This window comes from Rummeliibacillus pycnus (assembly GCF_044359855.1).
GTDB lineage: Bacteria > Bacillota > Bacilli > Bacillales_A > Planococcaceae > Rummeliibacillus > Rummeliibacillus pycnus_A.
Genome location: NZ_CP132291.1, coordinates 1485890 through 1505849 on the forward strand (window position 1 = coordinate 1485890; position 19960 = coordinate 1505849).

General features: G+C 36.3%; 17 protein-coding genes. 4 read left to right on the forward strand and 13 right to left on the reverse strand.

All coding sequences use genetic code 11. The features are described 5' to 3' along the window. Positions 1 to 60: 60 nt before the first annotated feature. Positions 61 to 1326 carry an NADP-dependent isocitrate dehydrogenase gene (gene icd / locus Q8X41_RS07320; protein ID WP_397539594.1) on the reverse strand — a complete coding sequence of 422 codons (1266 nt, stop codon included), beginning with the start codon at positions 1324 to 1326 and terminating at the stop codon, positions 61 to 63. An 80-nt stretch (positions 1327 to 1406) separates the two neighbouring features. Next, positions 1407 to 2522 (reverse strand): citrate synthase, encoded by a 1116-nt coding sequence (gene citZ, locus Q8X41_RS07325; protein WP_397539595.1) that lies wholly within the window; start codon positions 2520 to 2522, stop codon positions 1407 to 1409. Between the two features lie 219 nt (positions 2523 to 2741). Between citZ and Q8X41_RS07330 the strand changes: the two genes are divergently transcribed. Further along, on the forward strand, positions 2742 to 3740 hold the full coding sequence (locus Q8X41_RS07330; RefSeq protein ID WP_397539596.1) for an AI-2E family transporter: 999 nt from the start codon (positions 2742 to 2744) through the stop codon (positions 3738 to 3740). Here Q8X41_RS07330 and Q8X41_RS07335 read toward each other — a convergent pair. The 8 genes from Q8X41_RS07335 to Q8X41_RS07370 all read right to left on the reverse strand — a co-directional run bounded on the left by Q8X41_RS07335 (position 3721) and on the right by Q8X41_RS07370 (position 13809). Beyond that, on the reverse strand, positions 3721 to 4110 hold the full coding sequence (locus Q8X41_RS07335; protein ID WP_397539597.1) for an FxsA family protein: 390 nt from the start codon (positions 4108 to 4110) through the stop codon (positions 3721 to 3723). The two genes, Q8X41_RS07330 and Q8X41_RS07335, sit on opposite strands and share 20 nt — an antisense overlap. 59 nt (positions 4111 to 4169) lie before the next feature. After that, positions 4170 to 5930 carry a pyruvate kinase gene (gene pyk, locus Q8X41_RS07340; RefSeq protein ID WP_397539598.1) on the reverse strand — a complete coding sequence of 587 codons (1761 nt, stop codon included), beginning with the start codon at positions 5928 to 5930 and terminating at the stop codon, positions 4170 to 4172. A gap of 20 nt (positions 5931 to 5950) precedes the next feature. Then, the gene (gene pfkA / locus Q8X41_RS07345; protein ID WP_397539599.1) at positions 5951 to 6910 is read right to left on the reverse strand and encodes a 6-phosphofructokinase; all 960 of its coding nucleotides are present in this window, start codon (positions 6908 to 6910) and stop codon (positions 5951 to 5953) included. 229 nt (positions 6911 to 7139) lie between these two features. Further along, positions 7140 to 8093 carry an acetyl-CoA carboxylase carboxyl transferase subunit alpha gene (accA, locus tag Q8X41_RS07350; RefSeq protein ID WP_397539600.1) on the reverse strand — a complete coding sequence of 318 codons (954 nt, stop codon included), beginning with the start codon at positions 8091 to 8093 and terminating at the stop codon, positions 7140 to 7142. Next, positions 8094 to 8951: an acetyl-CoA carboxylase, carboxyltransferase subunit beta gene (accD, locus tag Q8X41_RS07355; protein ID WP_397539601.1), complete on the reverse strand. Its 858-nt coding sequence runs from the start codon at positions 8949 to 8951 to the stop codon at positions 8094 to 8096. It lies immediately after the preceding gene. A gap of 2 nt (positions 8952 to 8953) precedes the next feature. Next, complete coding sequence (locus Q8X41_RS07360; protein WP_397539602.1) at positions 8954 to 9601, reverse strand: FadR/GntR family transcriptional regulator; 648 nt, start codon at positions 9599 to 9601, stop codon at positions 8954 to 8956. A 158-nt stretch (positions 9602 to 9759) separates the two neighbouring features. Beyond that, positions 9760 to 12849: a DNA polymerase III subunit alpha gene (dnaE, locus tag Q8X41_RS07365; protein ID WP_397539603.1), complete on the reverse strand. Its 3090-nt coding sequence runs from the start codon at positions 12847 to 12849 to the stop codon at positions 9760 to 9762. 18 nt (positions 12850 to 12867) lie between these two features. Then, positions 12868 to 13809 carry a bifunctional oligoribonuclease/PAP phosphatase NrnA gene (locus tag Q8X41_RS07370; RefSeq protein ID WP_397539604.1) on the reverse strand — a complete coding sequence of 314 codons (942 nt, stop codon included), beginning with the start codon at positions 13807 to 13809 and terminating at the stop codon, positions 12868 to 12870. 120 nt (positions 13810 to 13929) lie between these two features. Here Q8X41_RS07370 and Q8X41_RS07375 point away from each other — a divergent pair, with 120 nt between their 5' ends. Beyond that, the gene (locus tag Q8X41_RS07375; RefSeq protein WP_397539605.1) at positions 13930 to 14247 is read left to right on the forward strand and encodes a YtpI family protein; all 318 of its coding nucleotides are present in this window, start codon (positions 13930 to 13932) and stop codon (positions 14245 to 14247) included. A gap of 47 nt (positions 14248 to 14294) precedes the next feature. Here Q8X41_RS07375 and Q8X41_RS07380 read toward each other — a convergent pair whose 3' ends face one another. After that, positions 14295 to 15605, reverse strand: a complete 1311-nt coding sequence (locus Q8X41_RS07380; RefSeq protein ID WP_397539606.1) for a DRTGG domain-containing protein — start codon at positions 15603 to 15605, stop codon at positions 14295 to 14297. Positions 15606 to 15710: 105 nt separating this feature from the next. Beyond that, positions 15711 to 16391, reverse strand: coding sequence for a metal-dependent hydrolase (locus Q8X41_RS07385; protein ID WP_397539607.1), 681 nt, complete (start codon positions 16389 to 16391; stop codon positions 15711 to 15713). A gap of 159 nt (positions 16392 to 16550) precedes the next feature. Here Q8X41_RS07385 and Q8X41_RS07390 point away from each other — a divergent pair, with 159 nt between their 5' ends. Then, complete coding sequence (locus tag Q8X41_RS07390) at positions 16551 to 17648, forward strand: M24 family metallopeptidase (protein ID WP_397539608.1); 1098 nt, start codon at positions 16551 to 16553, stop codon at positions 17646 to 17648. A gap of 384 nt (positions 17649 to 18032) precedes the next feature. On the opposite strand, the gene ald is transcribed toward Q8X41_RS07390, so the two are convergent. Further along, positions 18033 to 19145: an alanine dehydrogenase gene (ald, locus tag Q8X41_RS07395; protein WP_397539609.1), complete on the reverse strand. Its 1113-nt coding sequence runs from the start codon at positions 19143 to 19145 to the stop codon at positions 18033 to 18035. A 301-nt stretch (positions 19146 to 19446) separates the two neighbouring features. Between ald and Q8X41_RS07400 the strand changes: the two genes are divergently transcribed. Then, positions 19447 to 19902 carry a universal stress protein gene (locus Q8X41_RS07400; RefSeq protein WP_397539610.1) on the forward strand — a complete coding sequence of 152 codons (456 nt, stop codon included), beginning with the start codon at positions 19447 to 19449 and terminating at the stop codon, positions 19900 to 19902. The last annotated feature ends 58 nt before the right edge of the window (positions 19903 to 19960 follow it).

Below are 19960 nucleotides of genomic sequence, written 5' to 3' on the forward strand. Positions count from 1 at the left end.
ATTAATATTAAAAAAAGGGAAAAGGGGTAATACCCTTTTCCCGTATTCAACCTATATTAATTAAAGATTTTTGATCAATTCGTTAGCGAATTCAGAACATTTTACTTCTGTAGCGCCATCCATTAGACGTGCAAAGTCATAAGTTACGACTTTAGAAGCAATTGTTTTTTCAACTGAAGCAGTGATCATGTCAGCAGCTTCTTTCCATCCTAAGTGTTCAAGCATAAGTACGCCTGAAAGAAGTACTGAAGATGGGTTTACTTTATCTAAACCAGTGTATTTAGGAGCTGTACCATGAGTAGCTTCGAAAATAGCATGTCCAGTTACGTAGTTAATATTAGCTCCTGGAGCAATACCGATACCACCAACTTGTGCAGCAAGTGCATCAGAGATATAGTCACCGTTTAAGTTCATTGTTGCAACAACATCGAACTCTTTTGGACGAGTTAAGATTTGTTGTAAGAAGATATCAGCGATTGAATCTTTTACTAAGATTTTGCCAGCAGCTAAAGCATCTGCTTGAGCTTTATCAGCAGCTTCTTGACCTTGTTCAGCTTTAATAGCATCATATTGGTTCCAAGTGAAAGTTTGATCAGCGAATTCGTTTTCAGCTACAGCATAACCCCAACCTTTGAATGCACCTTCAGTAAATTTCATAATGTTACCTTTGTGTACTAAAGTAAGTGATTCGCGACCTTCTTTGATTGCATAGTTGATAGCAGCACGTACAAGACGTTCTGTACCTTCTTTTGATACTGGTTTAATACCGATACCAGAAGTTTCTGGGAAGCGAATTTTGTTTACTCCCATTTCATTTTGAAGGAAGTTAAGAACTTTTTTCACATCATCTGAACCTTCTTGATACTCGATACCAGCATAGATATCTTCAGTGTTTTCACGGAAGATTACCATGTCAATATCATCTGGACGTTTAACTGGAGAAGGAACACCTTCAAAGTGACGCACTGGACGTAAGCAAACATATAAGTCAAGTTGTTGACGTAATGCTACGTTAAGTGAACGAATACCTCCACCGATTGGTGTTGTAAGAGGTCCTTTGATAGCGATTAAATATTCATTGATTTTATCTAAAGTTTCTTGTGGTAACCATTCGCCAGTTTTGTCGAATGCTTTTTGACCCGCTAAAACTTCAAGCCATTGAATTTTCTTTTCGCCATCATAAGCTTTCGCTACTGCTGCATCAATTACACGTGAAGCAGCTGCCCAGATATCAGGGCCGATTCCGTCACCTTCGATGAATGGAATAACTGGGTTGTTTGGTACGTTAAGTACACCATTTTCTACTACGATTTTCTCGTTAGTCATTTGTTCCTTGCCTCCTATATTCATACACGTAGGGCAGGAGCTTATTTAGCGCTGCCCTACGATTATTACCATTATAACAATTATCTTTCTTCAACTGGTACATATTTTTGCATACCAGGTCCAACATATTCTGCACGTGGGCGGATTAAGCGGTTATTAGCATATTGTTCTAAGATATGAGCTACCCAACCAGATACACGTGAAACTGCGAATACTGGAGTGAATAGGTCATGATCGATACCAAGTGAATCGTAAACTGATGCAGAGAAGAAGTCTACGTTTGCTGGTAAATGTTTTTGTTCTTGAATCATGTCATGGATTTTAACTGACATTTCGTAAAGTTCAGGTTTACCTGTTAGTTTAGTTAATTTTTCAGACATTAAACGTAAATGTTTTGCACGTGGGTCACCTTTACGGTATACACGGTGTCCGAAGCCCATGATTTTTTCTTTGTTATCCAATTTGTTTTGGATGTATGATTCTACGTTTTCGACAGAACCAATTTCAGATAACATTTTCATAACTTGTTCATTTGCGCCACCGTGAAGAGGTCCTTTAAGAGCACCAATTGCTGCAGTAACACCTGAATACATATCAGATAATGTTGCAACACATACACGTGCAGTGAATGTAGATGCATTTAATTCATGGTCAGCATGAAGAACTAATGCTTTGTTGAAAGCTTCTTCTTCAATCGCCTCTGGTTCTTTACCAGTAAGCATGTACAAGAAGTTAGCTGCATAAGATAAATCTTTTTTAGGTGCAACTGGTTCTTTACCAGCACGGATACGACCAAATGCTGTAACTACAGTTGCCATACGAGCTTGTAATTTAATAGCTTTACGGTAGTTAGCTTCAACTGACATATCTTCTGCATCTTCATCATATAAAGCTAATAGAGATACTACTGTACGTAGAGCTGCCATTGGGTGAACTGATTTAAGATCGTAAGTTTTGAAGTGATCTAATACTGCTTGTGGCACTGCCATGTTATCAGCTAGTTGTTGTTTTAACTCAGCTAATTCGTCTGCTTTCGGTAAGCGTGTGTGCCATAGTAAGTAAACTACCTCTTCAAAAGATGCGTTTTCTGCTAAATCATCAATGTTGTAGCCTACATATGTAAGAGTATCATCAATGATTGAGCTAATCTTAGTTTCTGCTGCTACAACGCCTTCTAAACCTTTAGTTGTTGCCATTATATCTCGCTCCTTTTTTCGGTTTTAAAGTAGTGTTTAAAAATCAAATTTATACACTTCAATAATCGATATGAACCTATAAGTAAATCGCTTACATTGCTATTATAATAAATTTTGACGGCTTTGTGAATGGAAAACCCTCTTTTCATAAAAAAACGAATTTATGAAGAATATTTCAGTATTTTATAGAATATATCGAAATTATTAAGAAAACATTAATTGGTAATTAAGGAAGCTGGTGACCACATTTTTAAGTTTTCGGATAAAAATATCACAAATAACATAAAATTATGGAGTTTCGTAATTTTTTTAATTCTTTTCGCATGGCTTATCCTCCCGGTAACATTAGCAATTATTTTAGCTTATTTTTTGTCTCCTTTGCTTCAATTATTCCATAAACGATTAAAACTACCTTCATTTATTTCTGCACTACTAATCGAAATATTAATTATTATAGGCTTAGCGGTGGGATTACTATTCATCGCTTCAATACTCATCGATACATTACCCAATTTAAAAGAAAATTTATCAGAAGCTTCTTCTTCCATTCATATTCCTTCAGCAATTATTATTCAAATCAGAGAACAATTATTTGAGCTATTCGATATAATCTTGAGCAAAATTTTTCAATCTATACATGATATAATGCAACATCTTGTCGAAGTTACTATTTTTGTCGTGGCTTTTTACTTTTCATTATACGAAACGAGCAGAAATAGATATTGGTTTTTTATCTATATTCCTGCCCGTTTCAGAAAGCCTATTCGAAATATTTTCGAAGAGGCTACAACATTATTTAGTTATTTTATCTCTGTTGAAGTTCGTCTATTACTAATAACCTTTGGGTTACTATCAATTGGCTTTTTTATTCTTGGCTTTTCAGAACCCGTTGGAAAAGCATTACTTGTTTCCGTTTGTGATTTTTTACCTTTTTTAGGTATAGGAATTTTCTTAATCCCTATTAGTATAGTCTTCATGACTACAGGGAAAATCGCACTAGGAATTCAATTACTAATTTTATATGTAGTGATTCAGCTTACAAGACAATTTGCTGAATCTATGATGTGGGCGTCTACCATGCAGATTCGCTCGGTACATGCCTTTATCTTAAGTGCGATTAGCCTGCTACTATTTGGAGTAGCAGGCATAATCATTAGTCCATTCGTATTATTGATTGCAGTTAAAATACAACGCCATCCTATTTTTGCATCAAAATAATTTGGCTTTTTTTCATTTTTTTTCTAAGCCAGTAATAGATAGCAGGCTTAAATAATTTTCTAGTTGTTGGTACCACTAATAAAACACCAATGATATCTGAGATAAACCCAGGTAGAATAAGTACGATGGAACCGATAAATGTCAACATTCCATCAATAATCGCATCTCCTGGTGCTTGTCCTCTTTCAATTGCAGTTTTTAATTGTTGGAATGATTTAAATCCTTGTGTTTTGGCCAGATATAGACCTAGCACACCTGTTACAACAATTAATAATAGAGTCGGAATGGTCCCTATTAATTTTCCAGATAATAAAACGACGGCTATTTCAATAATCGGAACTAATATTAAAAACATTAAAAATTTCCGCATTGTCTTCACCTCTTTTTAGAGTTCAAATAGACATAAAATCTATTTGAATGCGGTTTGTATTATAGAATTCTGGAAGCCCCGTAATAGATCACGCCTGATACGGCATCCATTGAAACTTCTTGACTATTCTTTATTAACTTAGTTGCATCTTTTACCCCAACAATAACTGGGATACCAAGACTTAACCCTACTACTGCGGCATGGCTTGTTAATCCGCCTTCTTCTGTGATCAAACCTGCACATTTCGAAATAGCAGGCATCATTTCGCGATCCGATCCAATTGTCACAATAATTCGGCCAGTAGTATCTTCTGCTAGTGCTTCTGCTGCATTACGAACAACAAGTGCCTTACCAATTGCAGTAGATTTACCGATACCTTGACCTTTTGTAAGCATATCTCCAATTACATGTAGTTTCATCAAGTTTGTTGTACCAGCTTCTCCTACTGGCACTCCTGCAGTAATAACGACTAAATCGCCATGCTTTACATAACCTTTATCTAAACTTTGTTGGACAACCTGTTCTAATACTTCATCAGTAGAAGTCACTTGAGGAGCTACAATAGGAATGACGCCCCACACAAGTGCAAGGTTTCGGCAGACTTCATCTGAAGATGTCATTGCAACGATTGGTACACCTGGGCGATATTTCGCAATCATTTTAGCTGTATTACCACTTTCAGTTGGTGCTAAAATAGCCGATACTTGTAAGTTCAAAGAGGTATGGGCAACAGCTTGGCTAATCGCTTCTGTCATGTTAGAACCTTTTTCTTTGCTACGTTCATTTACAATTCGTTTATGATTTAAAGTTTCTTCAATTCTGTTCGCTATCTTATCCATTGTTTTTACGGATTCTACTGGATAAAGTCCTGCTGCTGTTTCGCCTGATAGCATGATTGCATCCGTACCATCAAGAATAGCATTTGCTACGTCACTTGCTTCTGCACGTGTAGGACGAGGATTACGTTGCATTGAATCTAACATTTGAGTAGCTGTAATAACTGGTTTACCTGCTTTGTTGCATTTATGGATTAAACTTTTTTGAACGATTGGTACTTCTTCTGCCGGAATTTCTACGCCAAGGTCTCCACGAGCAACCATTAAACCGTCCGATACTTGAATAATTTCATCAATATTATCGACACCTTCTTGGTTTTCGATTTTTGGAATGATATGAATATGATTACCACCATTTTGTTCAAGTAATTCACGAATTTCCATGACATCTGATGGGCGACGTACAAATGATGCAGCAATAAAGTCTACCTTTTGTTCAATACCAAATAAGATATCTTGCGCATCTTTTTCTGTAATACCTGGTAGTTGAACAGAAACACCTGGTACGTTTACACCTTTTTTATTTTTTAATACACCAGTATTTTCAACTGAAGTATGAATTAAACCTGCTTGTTGATCAATACCAGTTACATGTAATTCGATTAACCCATCATCAAGCAAAATAACAGAGCCAACCTGTACATCTTCAATTAGTTTTTCATAAGTAATTGAAAAAACTTCTTTGTTGCCAAGTACTTCTGTCATTGAGATATCAATGCTTTGCCCTGTGACAAGTTCAATTGCTCCATCTTCCATATTATGCGTACGAATTTCAGGTCCTTTTGTATCGAGTAAAATGGCAACAACTTTGCCAGTCTTTTTTGCTGCTTCACGAATCGCTTGAATACGTGCTCCATGCTCCTCATGGCTACCATGCGAAAAGTTCAAACGAGCAACATTCATACCAGCTTCAATTAATTCAACTAATGTTTCTTGTGATTCACTTGCAGGTCCAATAGTACAGACAATTTTCGTTTTTCTCATTACTTTACCACTCCAATTTATTAGATCGATAATTCTTTCGATAATGTATACATTGATAAATCCGCTTTATGTTCCTTGTTAAAGACATCTTTCAAGTCATAGTCTACCACCATATGATTTCGAATGCCAATAGCTACACCTCCGCGGTTTTCCATTAAGACTTCAACCGCTTTTGCACCGAGTTGACTTGCAAGTACACGATCTCTAGCTGTTGGCGAACCTCCTCGTTGAATATGTCCTAAGACTGATACACGTGTTTCAATGTCGGCTTTTTCTAGTAGCAGTTTTGCTAATTCTCCAGCAGACATAACACCTTCTGCAACGATAATGATACTATGCTTTTTACCACGTTCATGCCCTTGTTCTAACCGTTTTACTAATCCATCTATATCATTAGGTACTTCAGGGATGATAATAGTTTCCGCTCCTCCTGCAAGCCCTGCCCAAAGCGCTAAGTCACCTGCATCACGTCCCATTACTTCAATAATAAACGAACGCTCATGAGAAGTAGCTGTATCACGAATTTTATCGATACATTCTATTACGGTGTTTAGAGCTGTATCAAAGCCAATTGTATAGTCTGTTCCAGGAATATCATTATCAATGGTTCCTGGAACGCCTATGCATGGGAATCCTTTTTCAGTTAGGGCAAGTGCGCCACGGTAAGAGCCATCTCCACCAATCACTACAAGTCCTTCAATCCCACGTTTTTTTAATTGTTCTATAGCTTTTTGTTGACCTGCATCTGTTTTAAATTCAGGACAACGAGCAGAATATAATGCCGTTCCGCCTCGCTGGATTATATCGCCTACATCTCCTGCCCCTAAATCTTCGATGTTTCCTTCGATCAAGCCTTGATAACCATGATAAATGCCAGCAACTTCAATTCCATGATAAAGTGCTTTTCTGACAACTGCTCGGACAGCAGCGTTCATGCCAGGAGCGTCTCCACCGCTTGTTAATACGCCTATTTTTTTCATCTTAATCAACCTCCTGCACATTCTTCACTGGAACATTGAACTTTAGGTACTAAATCAAATGTTTGGGTATGACTTCAAAATGTCTATTGAACCGTAATTTATAAAATCCTCAAATGTTCCATTGTCTGAAAGAAAGAGGCTGATTCAAACGATTGTAAACATTCGTTTAAAACAGCCTTTATCTTAATATAACATTATTTTAACTCGTCAGACCTCTTTTGAACACCATTTATTCTGAAAAAACGCCAATTTTTCTAAATTTGTTGTAGCGTTGATCAACTAATTCATCTTCTGATAGCTCTTTTAATTCATTTAGTGATTTTAGTAATACTTCTTTTAAGAATTGTGCTTGCTTTTTAACATCTTTGTGAGCTCCACCTAGCACTTCAGGTATAATTTCTTCTATTATTTCTTCTTCTTTTAAATTTGGAGCTGTAATTCTCATTGCCTCAGCAGCTTTTTGTGCAAGGGCAGCATCTTTCCACAAAATTGAAGCCGCTCCTTCAGGAGATATAACAGAGTAGGTTGAATTCTCTAGCATATGCACATGGTTTGCAACACCTAATGCTAATGCACCACCACTTCCACCTTCTCCAATTACTACACTGATGATTGGAACCTTTAAACCTGCCATTTCCAGTAGATTTCTAGCAATGGCTTCACTTTGACCTCGTTCCTCAGCTGCTTTACCAGGATAAGCACCTTTTGTATCGATGAAACAGATTATAGGGCGTTTAAATTTTTCTGCTTGTTTCATTAAGCGTAATGCTTTTCGATAACCTTCTGGATGAGGCATACCAAAATTACGACGAATATTCTCTTTTGTATCTTTTCCTCTTTGATGGCCAATAATTGTAAATGGTGTTCCTTCAAAAGAAGCAATACCGCCGACAATCGCTTCATCATCTCCGAAATTACGATCACCATGTAGTTCAATAAAATCATTGAAGATTTCACGAACATAATCAAGAGTAGTTGGCCGTTCTGGATGACGTGCAATTTGAACTCGGTCCCAAGGCTTTAAATTATGATAAATATCTTTTTCAAGTTTCGTAAAACGTTGCTCTAACTGATTTATTTCTTTGGATAAATCTACATCAGCATTTGATGTAAAGTCTTTTAACTCTGTTATTTTCGAGCGCAATTGAACAAGCGGCTCCTCAAAAGGTAATGTCTTTACCATTTAGATTGCCTCCTTTACATGCAATTTCACAATTGTACTAACCGTCTTACGCAAATCGTGACGATTTACAACAGCATCTAATTGACCATGTGCCAACAAAAATTCTGATGTTTGGAAATCATTTGGAAGTTTTTCTCTCACAGTTTGTTCAATCACACGGCGACCAGCAAAACCGATTAATGCTTGTGGTTCCGCTAAGTTAATATCACCTAGGGAAGCAAAACTTGCAGAGACACCACCAGTTGTTGGATGCGTCATAATTGAAATAAATAAATTTCCTTTTGCTCCATGGCGTTCGAGCGCAACACTTGTTTTTGCCATTTGCATTAGAGAAATGACACCTTCTTGCATTCTAGCTCCACCACTTGCAGTAAAGATAATAAATGGAACACCAAGCTCTGTAGCTTTTTCAATCGCTCTCGTAATTTTTTCCCCAACAACAGATCCCATAGACCCCATACGGAAAAATGAATCCATCACTGCAACAACAACTTGTTTCTCTTCTAATTCTCCTACTCCTGTTAAAACAGCCTCATTTAATCCAGTCTTTTTTATATCTGATTTAACTTTTTCAACATATCCTGGGAAATTCAGTGGATTCACTGTTTGTAAATGATCATCAAGTGAATGGAATGTTCCTTCATCTAAAAAGTCATCGATACGTTCTTTCGCATTCAATTTATGATGGTAATGACAATTTGGACAAACCTTTTGGTTTTTTTGTAAATCCTTTGTCAGCATGACATGATTACATTCTGGACATTTTGTCATGATACCTTCAGGTACATCATGTTGTTCACGTGTAATCGTTATATTCTTATTAGGTTTATTTTTTTTAAATAAATCTCGAATACTCATAACTATTCTCTCCCTTTATGTAGTAACTTTGTCCAATCTTCAAAGGCAATAATTGCCTTTTTGGTATGTCCAAGCATAATTTCACTTATTAAAGTTTGTAGTTGTGGCTGTTCTTCTTTAGTCGAAAGCCCACTATATGGTTCTTTGCCATATTGTTTTAAAAGTATCCAAATTTTAAGCACGAGTCGATTATTTGATGTAATAATAATTTCTCTCATCAAATCTTCACGTGCAATTCGTCCCTCTGCAATCACGTTTGTTAACAAACTCTCCCACACCGGTAAATTCCGAAGCGTCTCATCTTCCGCCACAATGCGGATTGCATCACGTTCTAAAATCATCCTTGTTCCGTGAACATTTCTTAAATCCTTTTCCTCTTGTAAAATAAAGGTCGATAACACTTCGACTAATTGATGATTATGGAAATCCGCTACAAAGGTTCCCCCACCTCTACGGGTTTCAATCAAGCCTAATAATTCTAGACTGCGTAGTGCTTCTCTAATAGAAGAACGGCCCACATTTAAACGCTCTGCAAGAACACGTTCTGACGGAATTTTACCCCCAGGTGGAATTTTCTCATCCTGAATAATCCCACGTAATTCACGTACAATCTGTATAAACATTTTCGAAGCCGGTTTTTCTACGCTCATACTTAGTCTCCTCAATGTTCAAAATATCGACAAAAAGTGGTCTGACCACTTTTGAGATATATAATACAGAATTTGTTATCATTAGTAAAGTGAAAAATAATAAAACTGTGCGATGGTCACACAGTTTAGACAAATTCCCTATTTATTTATAGTAATTTTCATGACGAAATAACTGTACATTTTTTTAATATAATTTGAGGCTGTCCATTTCTCATCTCTACGATCCCTTCAGCAAGCATCATTTGTTCTTCTTTTATCCATTCAACTATCGCTAAATATTCTTTTGGGAAAATAGTTACAGAGATACTCCCAGTCTCATCTTCTAATTCTACAAAACCCATTAATTCGCCTTTTTTAGTTCTTATTTGTTTAATAGAAGCTACTAGCCCTACCATTTTGACATATTGTCTACCTGTCATATGTCGAATCTTATCTGCAGTTACTGACTCAATTTGCTGCTCTCGCTTCACTTTTTGTACCGGATGTGTAGAAATGTAGAATCCTAACACTTCCTTTTCAAATTGTAATTTAATCTTTTCTGGAATTGGACTTGCTTTAGCATGCTTCGGTTTACCAAAGAAGAACGATAGATCATCTAAAAGTTGACCCTCTTCATTTGGTCGGTACAATTCAGCATGTTTAACTGCTGCATCAATCGTTGCTAGCAACTCCGCTCGATTTCTCCCAAATTCGTCAAGGGCACCAGCTTTAACTAATGGTTCTACAGATTTACGAGTGAAATGTACAGCAGTTAAGTCTAGAGCCATATCAAATATATCCTGCCACTTCTTGTAATCTGCTTTACGAATTTCCATTACTTTGTTCAAAAAGGTTTGTGGTACACCTTTAATTGCCGAAAGTGCAAATCGAATGGCACCATTTTGGACACGGAAGGATCGCCCACTTTCATTAATAGAAGGCGGTAAAATAGCAATGCCCTTTTGCTTTGCTTCCTGTAATATTTTATTGAACTTTTCACGGTTTCCCATGGTTGAAGTAAGCATCGCTGCATAAAAATAAGCAGGAAAGTGAGCTTTTAAGTAAGCCATTTGATAAGAAATCATACTATATGCAACGGCATGGCTTTTTGGGAAACCATAATTCGCAAATCGAACGATCAAATTATACACATTTACTGCAATTTGCTCAGAAAATCCATTGTCAATTGAATTTCTTACAAAATGTGCTCTTTCAGAATCAAGTACTTCTTTTTTCTTTTTACTTACAGCACGGCGCAGTATATCTGCTTCTCCCATTGTGAAGCCTGCCATACGTGAGGCAATGAGCATTATTTGTTCCTGATATACGATGACACCATATGTTTCACCTAAAATCGGCTCTAATACAGGATGGGGCATTTCTACTTTTTCTTGACCATGCTTCCGTCTACTGTAAACAGGTATGAAATCCATTGGACCCGGGCGATATAATGCATTTACTGCTACAATATCTTGAAAAACAGTTGGTCGTATTTCGCGCAACGCCTGTCTCATTCCATCTGATTCCAATTGAAACACACCTGTTGTATCGCCATTTTGAAGCAATTCAAATGTTTTTTGATCATGTAATGGAATTTTCTCAAATTGCAAAAATCTCTTTTGGTCATAATAAATCATCGAACGAATTCTTTCTAATATCGTTAAGTTACGTAAGCCTAAAAAGTCCATTTTCAATAAACCAATCGATTCCACTTCTTGCATTGGCCATTGTGTTAAATAAAGTCCTTCATTTCCTTTTTCAATCGGAGCAACATTTACTAACGGTTCGGGACATAAAACGACTCCAGCCGCATGGGTTGATGCATTTCGCGGTAACCCCTCTAAATTCATGGCCACTTGCATCCACTGTTGCCTAATCTCACTTGAATTAGTAAAACTTCTTAAAGTCTCTGATTGATCCACCGCTTCCTGTAATGTGATCCCAACTTTTCCAGGTATAAGTGTAGAAATGTGCGCGAGTTCTTCATTGTTAAAGCCAAATACTCTTGCAACATCACGTGCTACGGCTTTTGCTGATAATGTACCAAATGTAATAATTTGAGATGTGTAGTTTGCCCCATACTTTTCAGCTACGTAATCAATCACTTCTTGTCTTCGATAATCTGCAAAATCGACATCAATATCTGGCATCGTAATACGTTCTGGATTTAAAAATCGTTCAAATAACAAACCATATTTCAATGGATCTACCTCGGTAATACGAAGGACATACGCAACTAGTGAGCTCGCTGAAGAGCCACGTCCAGGACCAGTTAAAATGTGCTTTTTTCTTGCATATTGTATATAATCCGCAACGATTAGAAAGTAATCAGCATAGCCCATATTCGTAATAACATCTAATTCATAGGCCAATCTATCATGATATTCTGCTCCTGCATTGGGAATACGATCTTGTAATCCTTTTAAACAGTTTTTTTGCAAAATCCCAGCTGCTGTTTCGCCTTCTGGCAAAGGAAATTTTGGCATATAAAAACGGTCGTAGTCTAGCTCCACTTGACAAGATAATAGAATTTCCTCTGTTGCTTGCAACCATTCAGGGTGGTCATCAAACCATTCTTTGTAATTTTGTCGAGTAGGTAAAAACTGTTTACTTTCTCTTAAAGTAAGCTTTTCTTGATCTGCCATTTTAACTCCAGTTGAAATAGCCTTAGCAACTTCAAAAGTAAAGGCATGTTCTTCCTTAGCAAAAGTACTTAAATGAGTCGCACAAATTTTAATAGAGTGTTCACTACAAAATGTAACAACACTCTCTTCCGTATGACTTCTGATTCCTCCTGGTCGGTCGATTCCAATCACTAAATGCTCAACACCAAAGATATTCATAAGTTTTTCTATTGCTTGAAATGGAGCTTCTTGTTGCCAAGTATCACTCGTTACTGGCACTAAAGTGATACAGCCTTTATGATAACCTTCTAACCAGCGGAGAGGCAGCGTTTCACTATCTCGTAAAGAAATAGACGAGGTAATTTTCAATAGATTATGATAGCCATCCATATTTTTTGCATATAACACTACTGGTCTAATATCCTCTGTAGAGAATTCTACTTGTACTGTTAAACCGATTACAGGATGAATCGCTGTTTTTTTCAGAGCATGCCAAAAAGGCAGTAGCCCATAAAATTTTGAATTCGTAATGGCTACAGCCTTCGCATTTTCTTGTTGAAGGAAGGAAATGAGCTCACCTATGCGAATTGTACTTTTTAGCATGTCCGCAGCTGTTACAATTTGTGAGTATACGGGGTGCAACATCATCGCTTCCTTTCTTTTCTACGCTTCTTTACAAAGCGCTTGTATTTTACCAATCAATTCTTCTGCTTCAGCCCAATCAAAAATTTTAGCGCCTGAAGCCATTGGGTGACCACCACCACGATATTGTTTTGCCAAAGTATTAATCACTGGTCCTTTAGAACGTAAACGAACGCGGATTTGATCTTCTTCCTCTACGAACATAGCCCAAGCTTTAATCCCTTTAACATCTCCAAGTGATCCTACTAAAGCTGAAGTATCACTCGCTGTAACACCAAATTCTTCTAAAATATTGATAGGTAATTTAATAAAAGCTGCTCCATTTTCATCAATAGAGAAATTTTGATAAATGTAACCTTGTAAATGTAATAGAGAACGGTCTAGCTCATACATGCTATTGAATAGTGCTGTACGATCAAAATCATACTGAATAAGCTCTCCTACTACATTGAATGTAGTTTCAGTTGTACTTGGATAGATAAAACGACCTGTATCACCAACAATACCTGCAAATAGTAATCTTGCAGCTGTCGTATCCATTTTCCATCCGGCTGTTTCTTGACCTTCTTTAAATAATTCGTAAATCATTTCACTACATGAACTTGCAGCTGTATTTATCCATAATAAATCACCATAAGCATCATCATTTGGATGATGATCTATTTTGATCAAAAATTTACCCTTGTTATATCGTTGATCGTCTACTCGCTCTGTATTTGCTGTATCCGTACAAATAACCAATGCATTTTCAAAAACATCATCAGCAATACTTTCAGGGTGACCTAAATAGTCAAATGCTAAGTCATGCTCACCAACTGCATAAATCTTTTTTTCTGGATAAGTTGTTTTTAAAATTGCTTGCAATCCCAATTGTGAACCGTAAGCATCAGGGTCTGGACGCACATGGCGATGTAAGATAATCGTATCGTATGTTGCAATCGTTTCAATAATATCTTTTTTCAAGAAAAACCCTCCAATGATTCGTTTATTCTTATTAACAGTAATGTCTCCTTACTTTTCGACTATCTTTTTTTTACCAATTTCGTTAAAATAAAGACAGATTTGCTTTTTAGGAGGAACACCATGAGTGATATCTTAAATATTATTTTAGCATTTTTTATAGTTATTACATTTGTGTTTTACTTATATTTTAAAACCAAACAATTCCGCACAAACTTACCGATTCGTAAAAAATGGTATGCTAACCGTGCAGGCATTGCACTTGGTATCCTTTTAATCCTGTTCGGAATTAACCAGATTATTTTATATCATACTGTTCTTACATATGTAGTTTGCGCTATCATGATTGTATTTGGGGTATTTGCTTGTATCAATTATAATAAACGCGTTCGCCACTATGGTCAGTATATTACAGAAGAAGAAGAATTGAACAAAAAGTGATGCACAATATTGTGCATCACTTTTTTAGTGTTTGCATGTATTGCCTATTAACGTTCTAGTAATTGGAATGTAGCCATCGCTTTCCCCACTAACATATCTTCACTAAATACTTCAAAGTCCATTTTGGCGAACTTACGACTCATATCTAGTATTCGTGGTTTTACTGTTACTAAAGTTTCCATTTGAATCGGTTTGATAAAGTAAATGGACATATTCTCCAAAACACTTTCGCCGCGTTTTACTTTTTTCAATGTGAAGGAACCTGATTCGACTACTAGAGTCGTGAATGCCCCATATGAAATAGCACCAAATTGATTCGTCATTTGAGGTGTTACAGAGAAGTTAACAAGGATTTCTTCTTCTGATAAATTCATTGACATTTCATTTTTCACTAAATCATCAATTGTTTCACCATGTTGTGGTTGTCTTTGGGCCATCTGCAATGCTTTAAGTACATCTTGACGACTAACAACTCCTTGAAGTATTCCATGGTCATTTGCAACAGGTAATAGATCAATACCTTCCCAAATCATTCGGTGACCTGCTGTTGCAACACTTGTTTTCATTGTTACAGTAATTGGATTTCGTGTCATCAATCGGTCAATTTGATCGCTATCGTTTTTTCCAATTAAGTCACGTGAAGTGACAATCCCAACAATTTTCCCGTGTTTATCAACTACTGGGTAACCACCATGTGTAGTTTCAGAATTGAGCAAGTTATAATCTTTGACTGTGTCCGTTGATTTTAAATAAGATGTGTTTTTAATTGGAATCACTATATCTTCTATTAACAAGATTTCTTTTTTAATCAATTGGTCATAAATAGCGCGGTTAATCATCGTTGCAACTGTAAACGTATCATAACTTGTCGAAATAATAGGGAGCTCTAATTTGTCCGCTAATTTCTTTGTTTCTTCTGTTGTATCGAAACCACCAGTAATTAGTACGGCAGCTCCTTCTTTAAGTGCATATTCATGTGTACGTTCGCGATTTCCAACGATTAATAGACTACCTGCATCGGTATAGCGCATCATATCTTCAAGCTTCATTGCTCCAATAACAAATTTCGTCAATGTTTTATGAAGACCGCCTTTACCACCTAATACTTGACCATCAACTATATTAACAATTTCTGCAAATGTAAGTCGTTCAATATTTTCTTTCTTCTTCTTTTCAATACGAATAGTACCTACGCGTTCAATAGTACTAACTAAACGTCTTGTTTCAGCTTCTTTAATCGCACGATAAGCTGTTCCTTCACTAACAGACATTTCTTTTGCAATTTGACGCACTGAAATTTTGTCCCCTACTGGTAATGATTCAATAAATTGAAGAATTTTTTCATGTTTTGTAGCCAAAAAATCACCTATTTCCCAACATCATTCTGGCTTAAGTGTAACATATTTCATCCATTTTCTTTAGTATTTTGACATTGCAAATAAAAATTCTTGCAACTATTTCAATTAAATGTAAAATTTATCTCCCGGGTTCATCACACGAACAGAAGTTGTTGAGACCATTTCAGCAAATTCTTGTGGGTCTTGTTCAATAGCAGGGAATGTATTGTAATGGATTGGCACAATTTCTTTCGGCTTCAAAAGTTGCGCTGCTCTAGTTGCATCTTCTAAACCCATTGTAAAGTTATCTCCTATTGGTAGGAATGCTACATCAATTGGATGATTTTCCCCTATTAGTTTCATATCGCTAAATAGTGCCGTATCTCCAGCGTGATAAATGGTTTTACCTTCTACAAATAGTAATATCCCTGAAGGCATACCTGTATAAATAATTTGTTGGTCATCAGTAATATAAGATGAACCGTGAAAAGCTTGTGTTAGTTTTACTTTACCAAAGTCAAATTGATGTGCACCGCCAATATGCATTGGATGCGTTTCAATACCTTGCCAAGAAAGGTATACGGCTAATTCATTAGGTGCTACAACGAGCGCTCCAGATTGTTTAGCAATTTCCACAGTATCTCCAACATGATCGTTATGACCATGTGTCAACAAAATAACATCCGGTTTTTGCTCATCAACTTTTAAATCTGTCAGACTATTACCTGTAATAAAGGGATCAAACAAAATCGTATAACCATCCGTTTCAACTTTTACAATTGAGTGCCCATGATAAGAAATTTGCATGTTGTACTCATCCTTTCAATATATCGTTTCATCATTTCTATTCGTTATTGTTACTTATTTTCCTCTTTTTTGATAGACTATAGTTGAAAAGAGTTACTTAAATGAAAGATTTATTTATTATCATTATTCAATAGCTCTGAATTTCTAAGGAGGATACTCATGAACAAAGTACAATTAATCCAAAACTATTTACAAGAAAAAGATATCGATGCTGCATTCATTACAACACCTGATAATGTGTTCTATCTTTCAGGTTTCAACAGTGATCCTCATGAGCGTCTACTTGGCGTAATGGTATTTAAAGAGGCAGAACCTTTTATGATTTGCCCTAAAATGGAAGTTCCTGATGCAAAAGCTGCAGGCTGGTCGTTCGAAACAGTAGGACATGAAGATACTGAAAATGCATGGGAAATTTTCCACAACACTGCAAAATCTCGTGGTGTTCAATTAAACACAATTGCAATTGAAAAAACTCACTTAACTGTTGAACGTTTAGAAGCACTGCAAGGCTTTTACCCAACTACAAAATTGGTTGGCCTAGACGAACAATTAAATAATATGCGTTTAGTAAAATCTGAAGATGAATTAGAGAAATTACGTGAAGCAGCTAGATTAGCTGACTATGCTATTGAAGTTGGTTGTAACGAATTAGCAGAAGGTAAAACTGAAATTGAAGTATTATCTGCTATCGAATCTGCAATGAAAGAAAAAGGCGTTTACATGTCATTCGACACAATTGTCCTAACTGGATTAAATGCCGCTTCACCACACGGTACTCCAGGAACTCAAAAAATTCAAAAAGGCGATTTAGTACTATTCGATCTAGGCGTTGTTTACGAAGGTTATTGCTCAGATATTACTCGTACAGTAGCATTTGGTGAACCTTCTGAAGCGCAAAAAGCTATTTACGAAGCTGTAAAAAATGCCAATGAATCTGCTATTGCAACAGTAAAACCAGGTGTACGCGCTATGGATTTAGATAAAGTTGCTCGCGATGTCATCAGTGAAGCTGGCTACGGCGAATACTTCACTCACCGTCTGGGTCATGGTCTTGGAATCTCAGTACATGAATTCCCATCTGTACATGGTGCTAACGAGATTGCAATGAAAGAAGGCATGGTCTTCACTATCGAACCAGGTATCTACAAGCACGACACTGCCGGCGTACGCATAGAAGACGATGTTTATGTGACTGCTTCAGGCGTAGAAGTACTAACAAGCTTCCCTAAGGAACTACAAATTATCGAACCAAAATAAGTAGATTAGTATATACCCCTAACCATATAGATTGGTTGGGGGTTTTTATTTATTGGTGCTTCATAATTTGAATGTATAGATATAGATTTTATCTATCCATTGCATCTGCAACATAAACGAATAAGGAAAACCTTCCGTCATTTGTAAAATCTAAGGATATTAAAAGCATCAAACGTTAATAGAATATTAAAAGTAGAGTGTAGTTGGTGAGAGAACGCGAGTAAATCATCCAAAAATATGAGTAAAAAGGCTCGAAACGAGAGCAAATAAAAACTCTGTTACCTTTCAAATGATTCTGCTAGTTTTTAACTAAAAGGCATAAAAATAGACCTCTCAAAATTTGAGAGGCCTACAAAATCAGTTTTTTCTCTAGCTATCTGCTGACTATAAAAGACTATCTGCTGATACGTATGGATAATCCAATGCTTCTGCTACAGCTTCGAATGTAACATTTCCTTCTAACGTATTTAGGCCTTTTTTCAAAGCTTCATTAGTTAAGCATGCTCTTCTATATCCTTTATTCGCAATTTCTACTGCGTATGGTACTGTATTATTTGTTAATGCGATTGTTGATGTACGAGGTACAGCACCTGGCATATTTGCAACTGCATAGTGGACAACACCATGTTTGATATAGGTCGGATCATCGTGAGTTGTAATACGATCAGAAGTTTCAAAAATACCACCTTGATCGATTGCAATATCTACAACTACAGAGCCTGGAGACATTGATTTAATCATTTCTTCAGTAACTAATTTTGGTGCTTTTGCTCCTGGAATTAACACTGCACCAATCACTAAATCAGAGTGTTTCACTGATTCAGCGATATTATATGGATTGGACATTAATGTTTGTACATCATTGCCAAATTGATCATCTAATTGACGTAAACGTTCATTGCTTAAATCAATAATTGTAACTTCAGCACCCATGCCAATTGCAACTTTTGCTGCATTAGCACCTGCCATGCCACCACCGATAATTGTTACCTTAGCACGTGGCACCCCTGACACGCCACCAAGTAAAATTCCTTTACCGCCTTCTTGTCTTTCTAAATATTGTGCACCAATCTGTGTAGACATACGACCTGCTACTTCACTCATTGGTGTTAATAATGGTAATGAACGGTTTGGTAATTGTACTGTTTCATAAGCAATTGCTACTACTTTTTTATCCAGCAGAGCTTGAGTTAATTCAGGCTCAGGAGCTAAATGTAAATAAGTGAATAGAATTTGTCCTTCGTAAAAATAATCAAACTCTGAAGAAATTGGTTCTTTCACTTTCATCACCATTTCTTGTTGCCAAGCTTCACCTGCTGTTGCAACAATTTGAGCACCTGAAGCTTTGTAATCTTCATCTGTAAAGCCCGAACCAAGACCAGCACCTGTCTCAATAAATACTTCGTGCCCAAACACTGTTAGGCTCACTACACCGGCTGGCGTCATCGCTACACGATTTTCGTTGTTTTTAATCTCCTTTGGAACACCGATCTTCATACCCCATCCTCCTAATTATAAAAAAGTAATTGTTTGATTTTTATGTATATATTTACACTTTACATAAAAACAAGTCCATTGTATCAGATTTTGAAATGTTTTTGTTAACTATTTAGAAAATTATATTTTTTTAGATAACACTATTAAAATGATGGAAATTATTTTAGCTAAATTATGTACGCAAACCCTCTATTTTATTAGTCTTATAGACTTTTTTACAAATTTTCAAACATGGAAGTAAAGGGATTTTTTTATAAATAAAAAATGTTATAATAGAGATATAAAAAAGGAGGAATCTATTATGGCATTAACTTATAACAACATCGTTGTGGCAGTCGACGGTTCAAAAGAGGCAGAATACGCGTTCAAAAAAGCAATTGCAGTAGCAAACCGTAATGAATCAACTCTTAACTTAGTTAACATTATTGATACTCGTTCATTTGCTGCAATTGAAGCTTATGATCGTTCAATTCAAGAACGTGCACAAGAGTTTGCTGAAGAATTACTAGAAGGGTACAAAAAAGAAGCTGAAGCTGCAGGCGTTAAAAACGTGAATGTATTAATCGAATATGGTTCACCTAAAACGATTATCACAAAAGATGTCTCTAAGAAAGTTGAAGCAGACCTAATTATCTGTGGTGCTACTGGTCTTAATGCTGTTGAAAGATTCTTAATAGGTAGTGTTTCAGAAAGTATTGTACGCTCTGCAAAATGTGATGTTCTTGTTGTTCGTACAGATTCAGTTATTAAAGATTAATTTGTTCGCCTTTAATTGCAAAAAGCTTACAGAGCATGTTAAATGTTCTGTAAGCTTT

Excerpts from the sequence above, each read along its gene's own strand:
- icd (WP_397539594.1), bottom strand. The coding sequence starts at position 1,326 with ATGACTAACGAGAAAATCGTAGTAGAAAATGGTGTACTTAACGTACCA.
- citZ (WP_397539595.1), bottom strand. The coding sequence starts at position 2,522 with ATGGCAACAACTAAAGGTTTAGAAGGCGTTGTAGCAGCAGAAACTAAG.
- Q8X41_RS07335 (WP_397539597.1), bottom strand. The coding sequence starts at position 4,110 with ATGCGGAAATTTTTAATGTTTTTAATATTAGTTCCGATTATTGAAATA.
- pyk (WP_397539598.1), bottom strand. The coding sequence starts at position 5,930 with ATGAGAAAAACGAAAATTGTCTGTACTATTGGACCTGCAAGTGAATCA.
- pfkA (WP_397539599.1), bottom strand. The coding sequence starts at position 6,910 with ATGAAAAAAATAGGCGTATTAACAAGCGGTGGAGACGCTCCTGGCATG.
- accA (WP_397539600.1), bottom strand. The coding sequence starts at position 8,093 with ATGGTAAAGACATTACCTTTTGAGGAGCCGCTTGTTCAATTGCGCTCG.
- accD (WP_397539601.1), bottom strand. The coding sequence starts at position 8,951 with ATGAGTATTCGAGATTTATTTAAAAAAAATAAACCTAATAAGAATATA.
- Q8X41_RS07360 (WP_397539602.1), bottom strand. The coding sequence starts at position 9,601 with ATGAGCGTAGAAAAACCGGCTTCGAAAATGTTTATACAGATTGTACGT.
- dnaE (WP_397539603.1), bottom strand. The coding sequence starts at position 12,849 with ATGTTGCACCCCGTATACTCACAAATTGTAACAGCTGCGGACATGCTA.
- Q8X41_RS07375 (WP_397539605.1), top strand. The coding sequence starts at position 13,930 with ATGAGTGATATCTTAAATATTATTTTAGCATTTTTTATAGTTATTACA.
- Q8X41_RS07385 (WP_397539607.1), bottom strand. The coding sequence starts at position 16,391 with ATGCAAATTTCTTATCATGGGCACTCAATTGTAAAAGTTGAAACGGAT.
- Q8X41_RS07390 (WP_397539608.1), top strand. The coding sequence starts at position 16,551 with ATGAACAAAGTACAATTAATCCAAAACTATTTACAAGAAAAAGATATC.
- ald (WP_397539609.1), bottom strand. The coding sequence starts at position 19,145 with ATGAAGATCGGTGTTCCAAAGGAGATTAAAAACAACGAAAATCGTGTA.
- Q8X41_RS07400 (WP_397539610.1), top strand. The coding sequence starts at position 19,447 with ATGGCATTAACTTATAACAACATCGTTGTGGCAGTCGACGGTTCAAAA.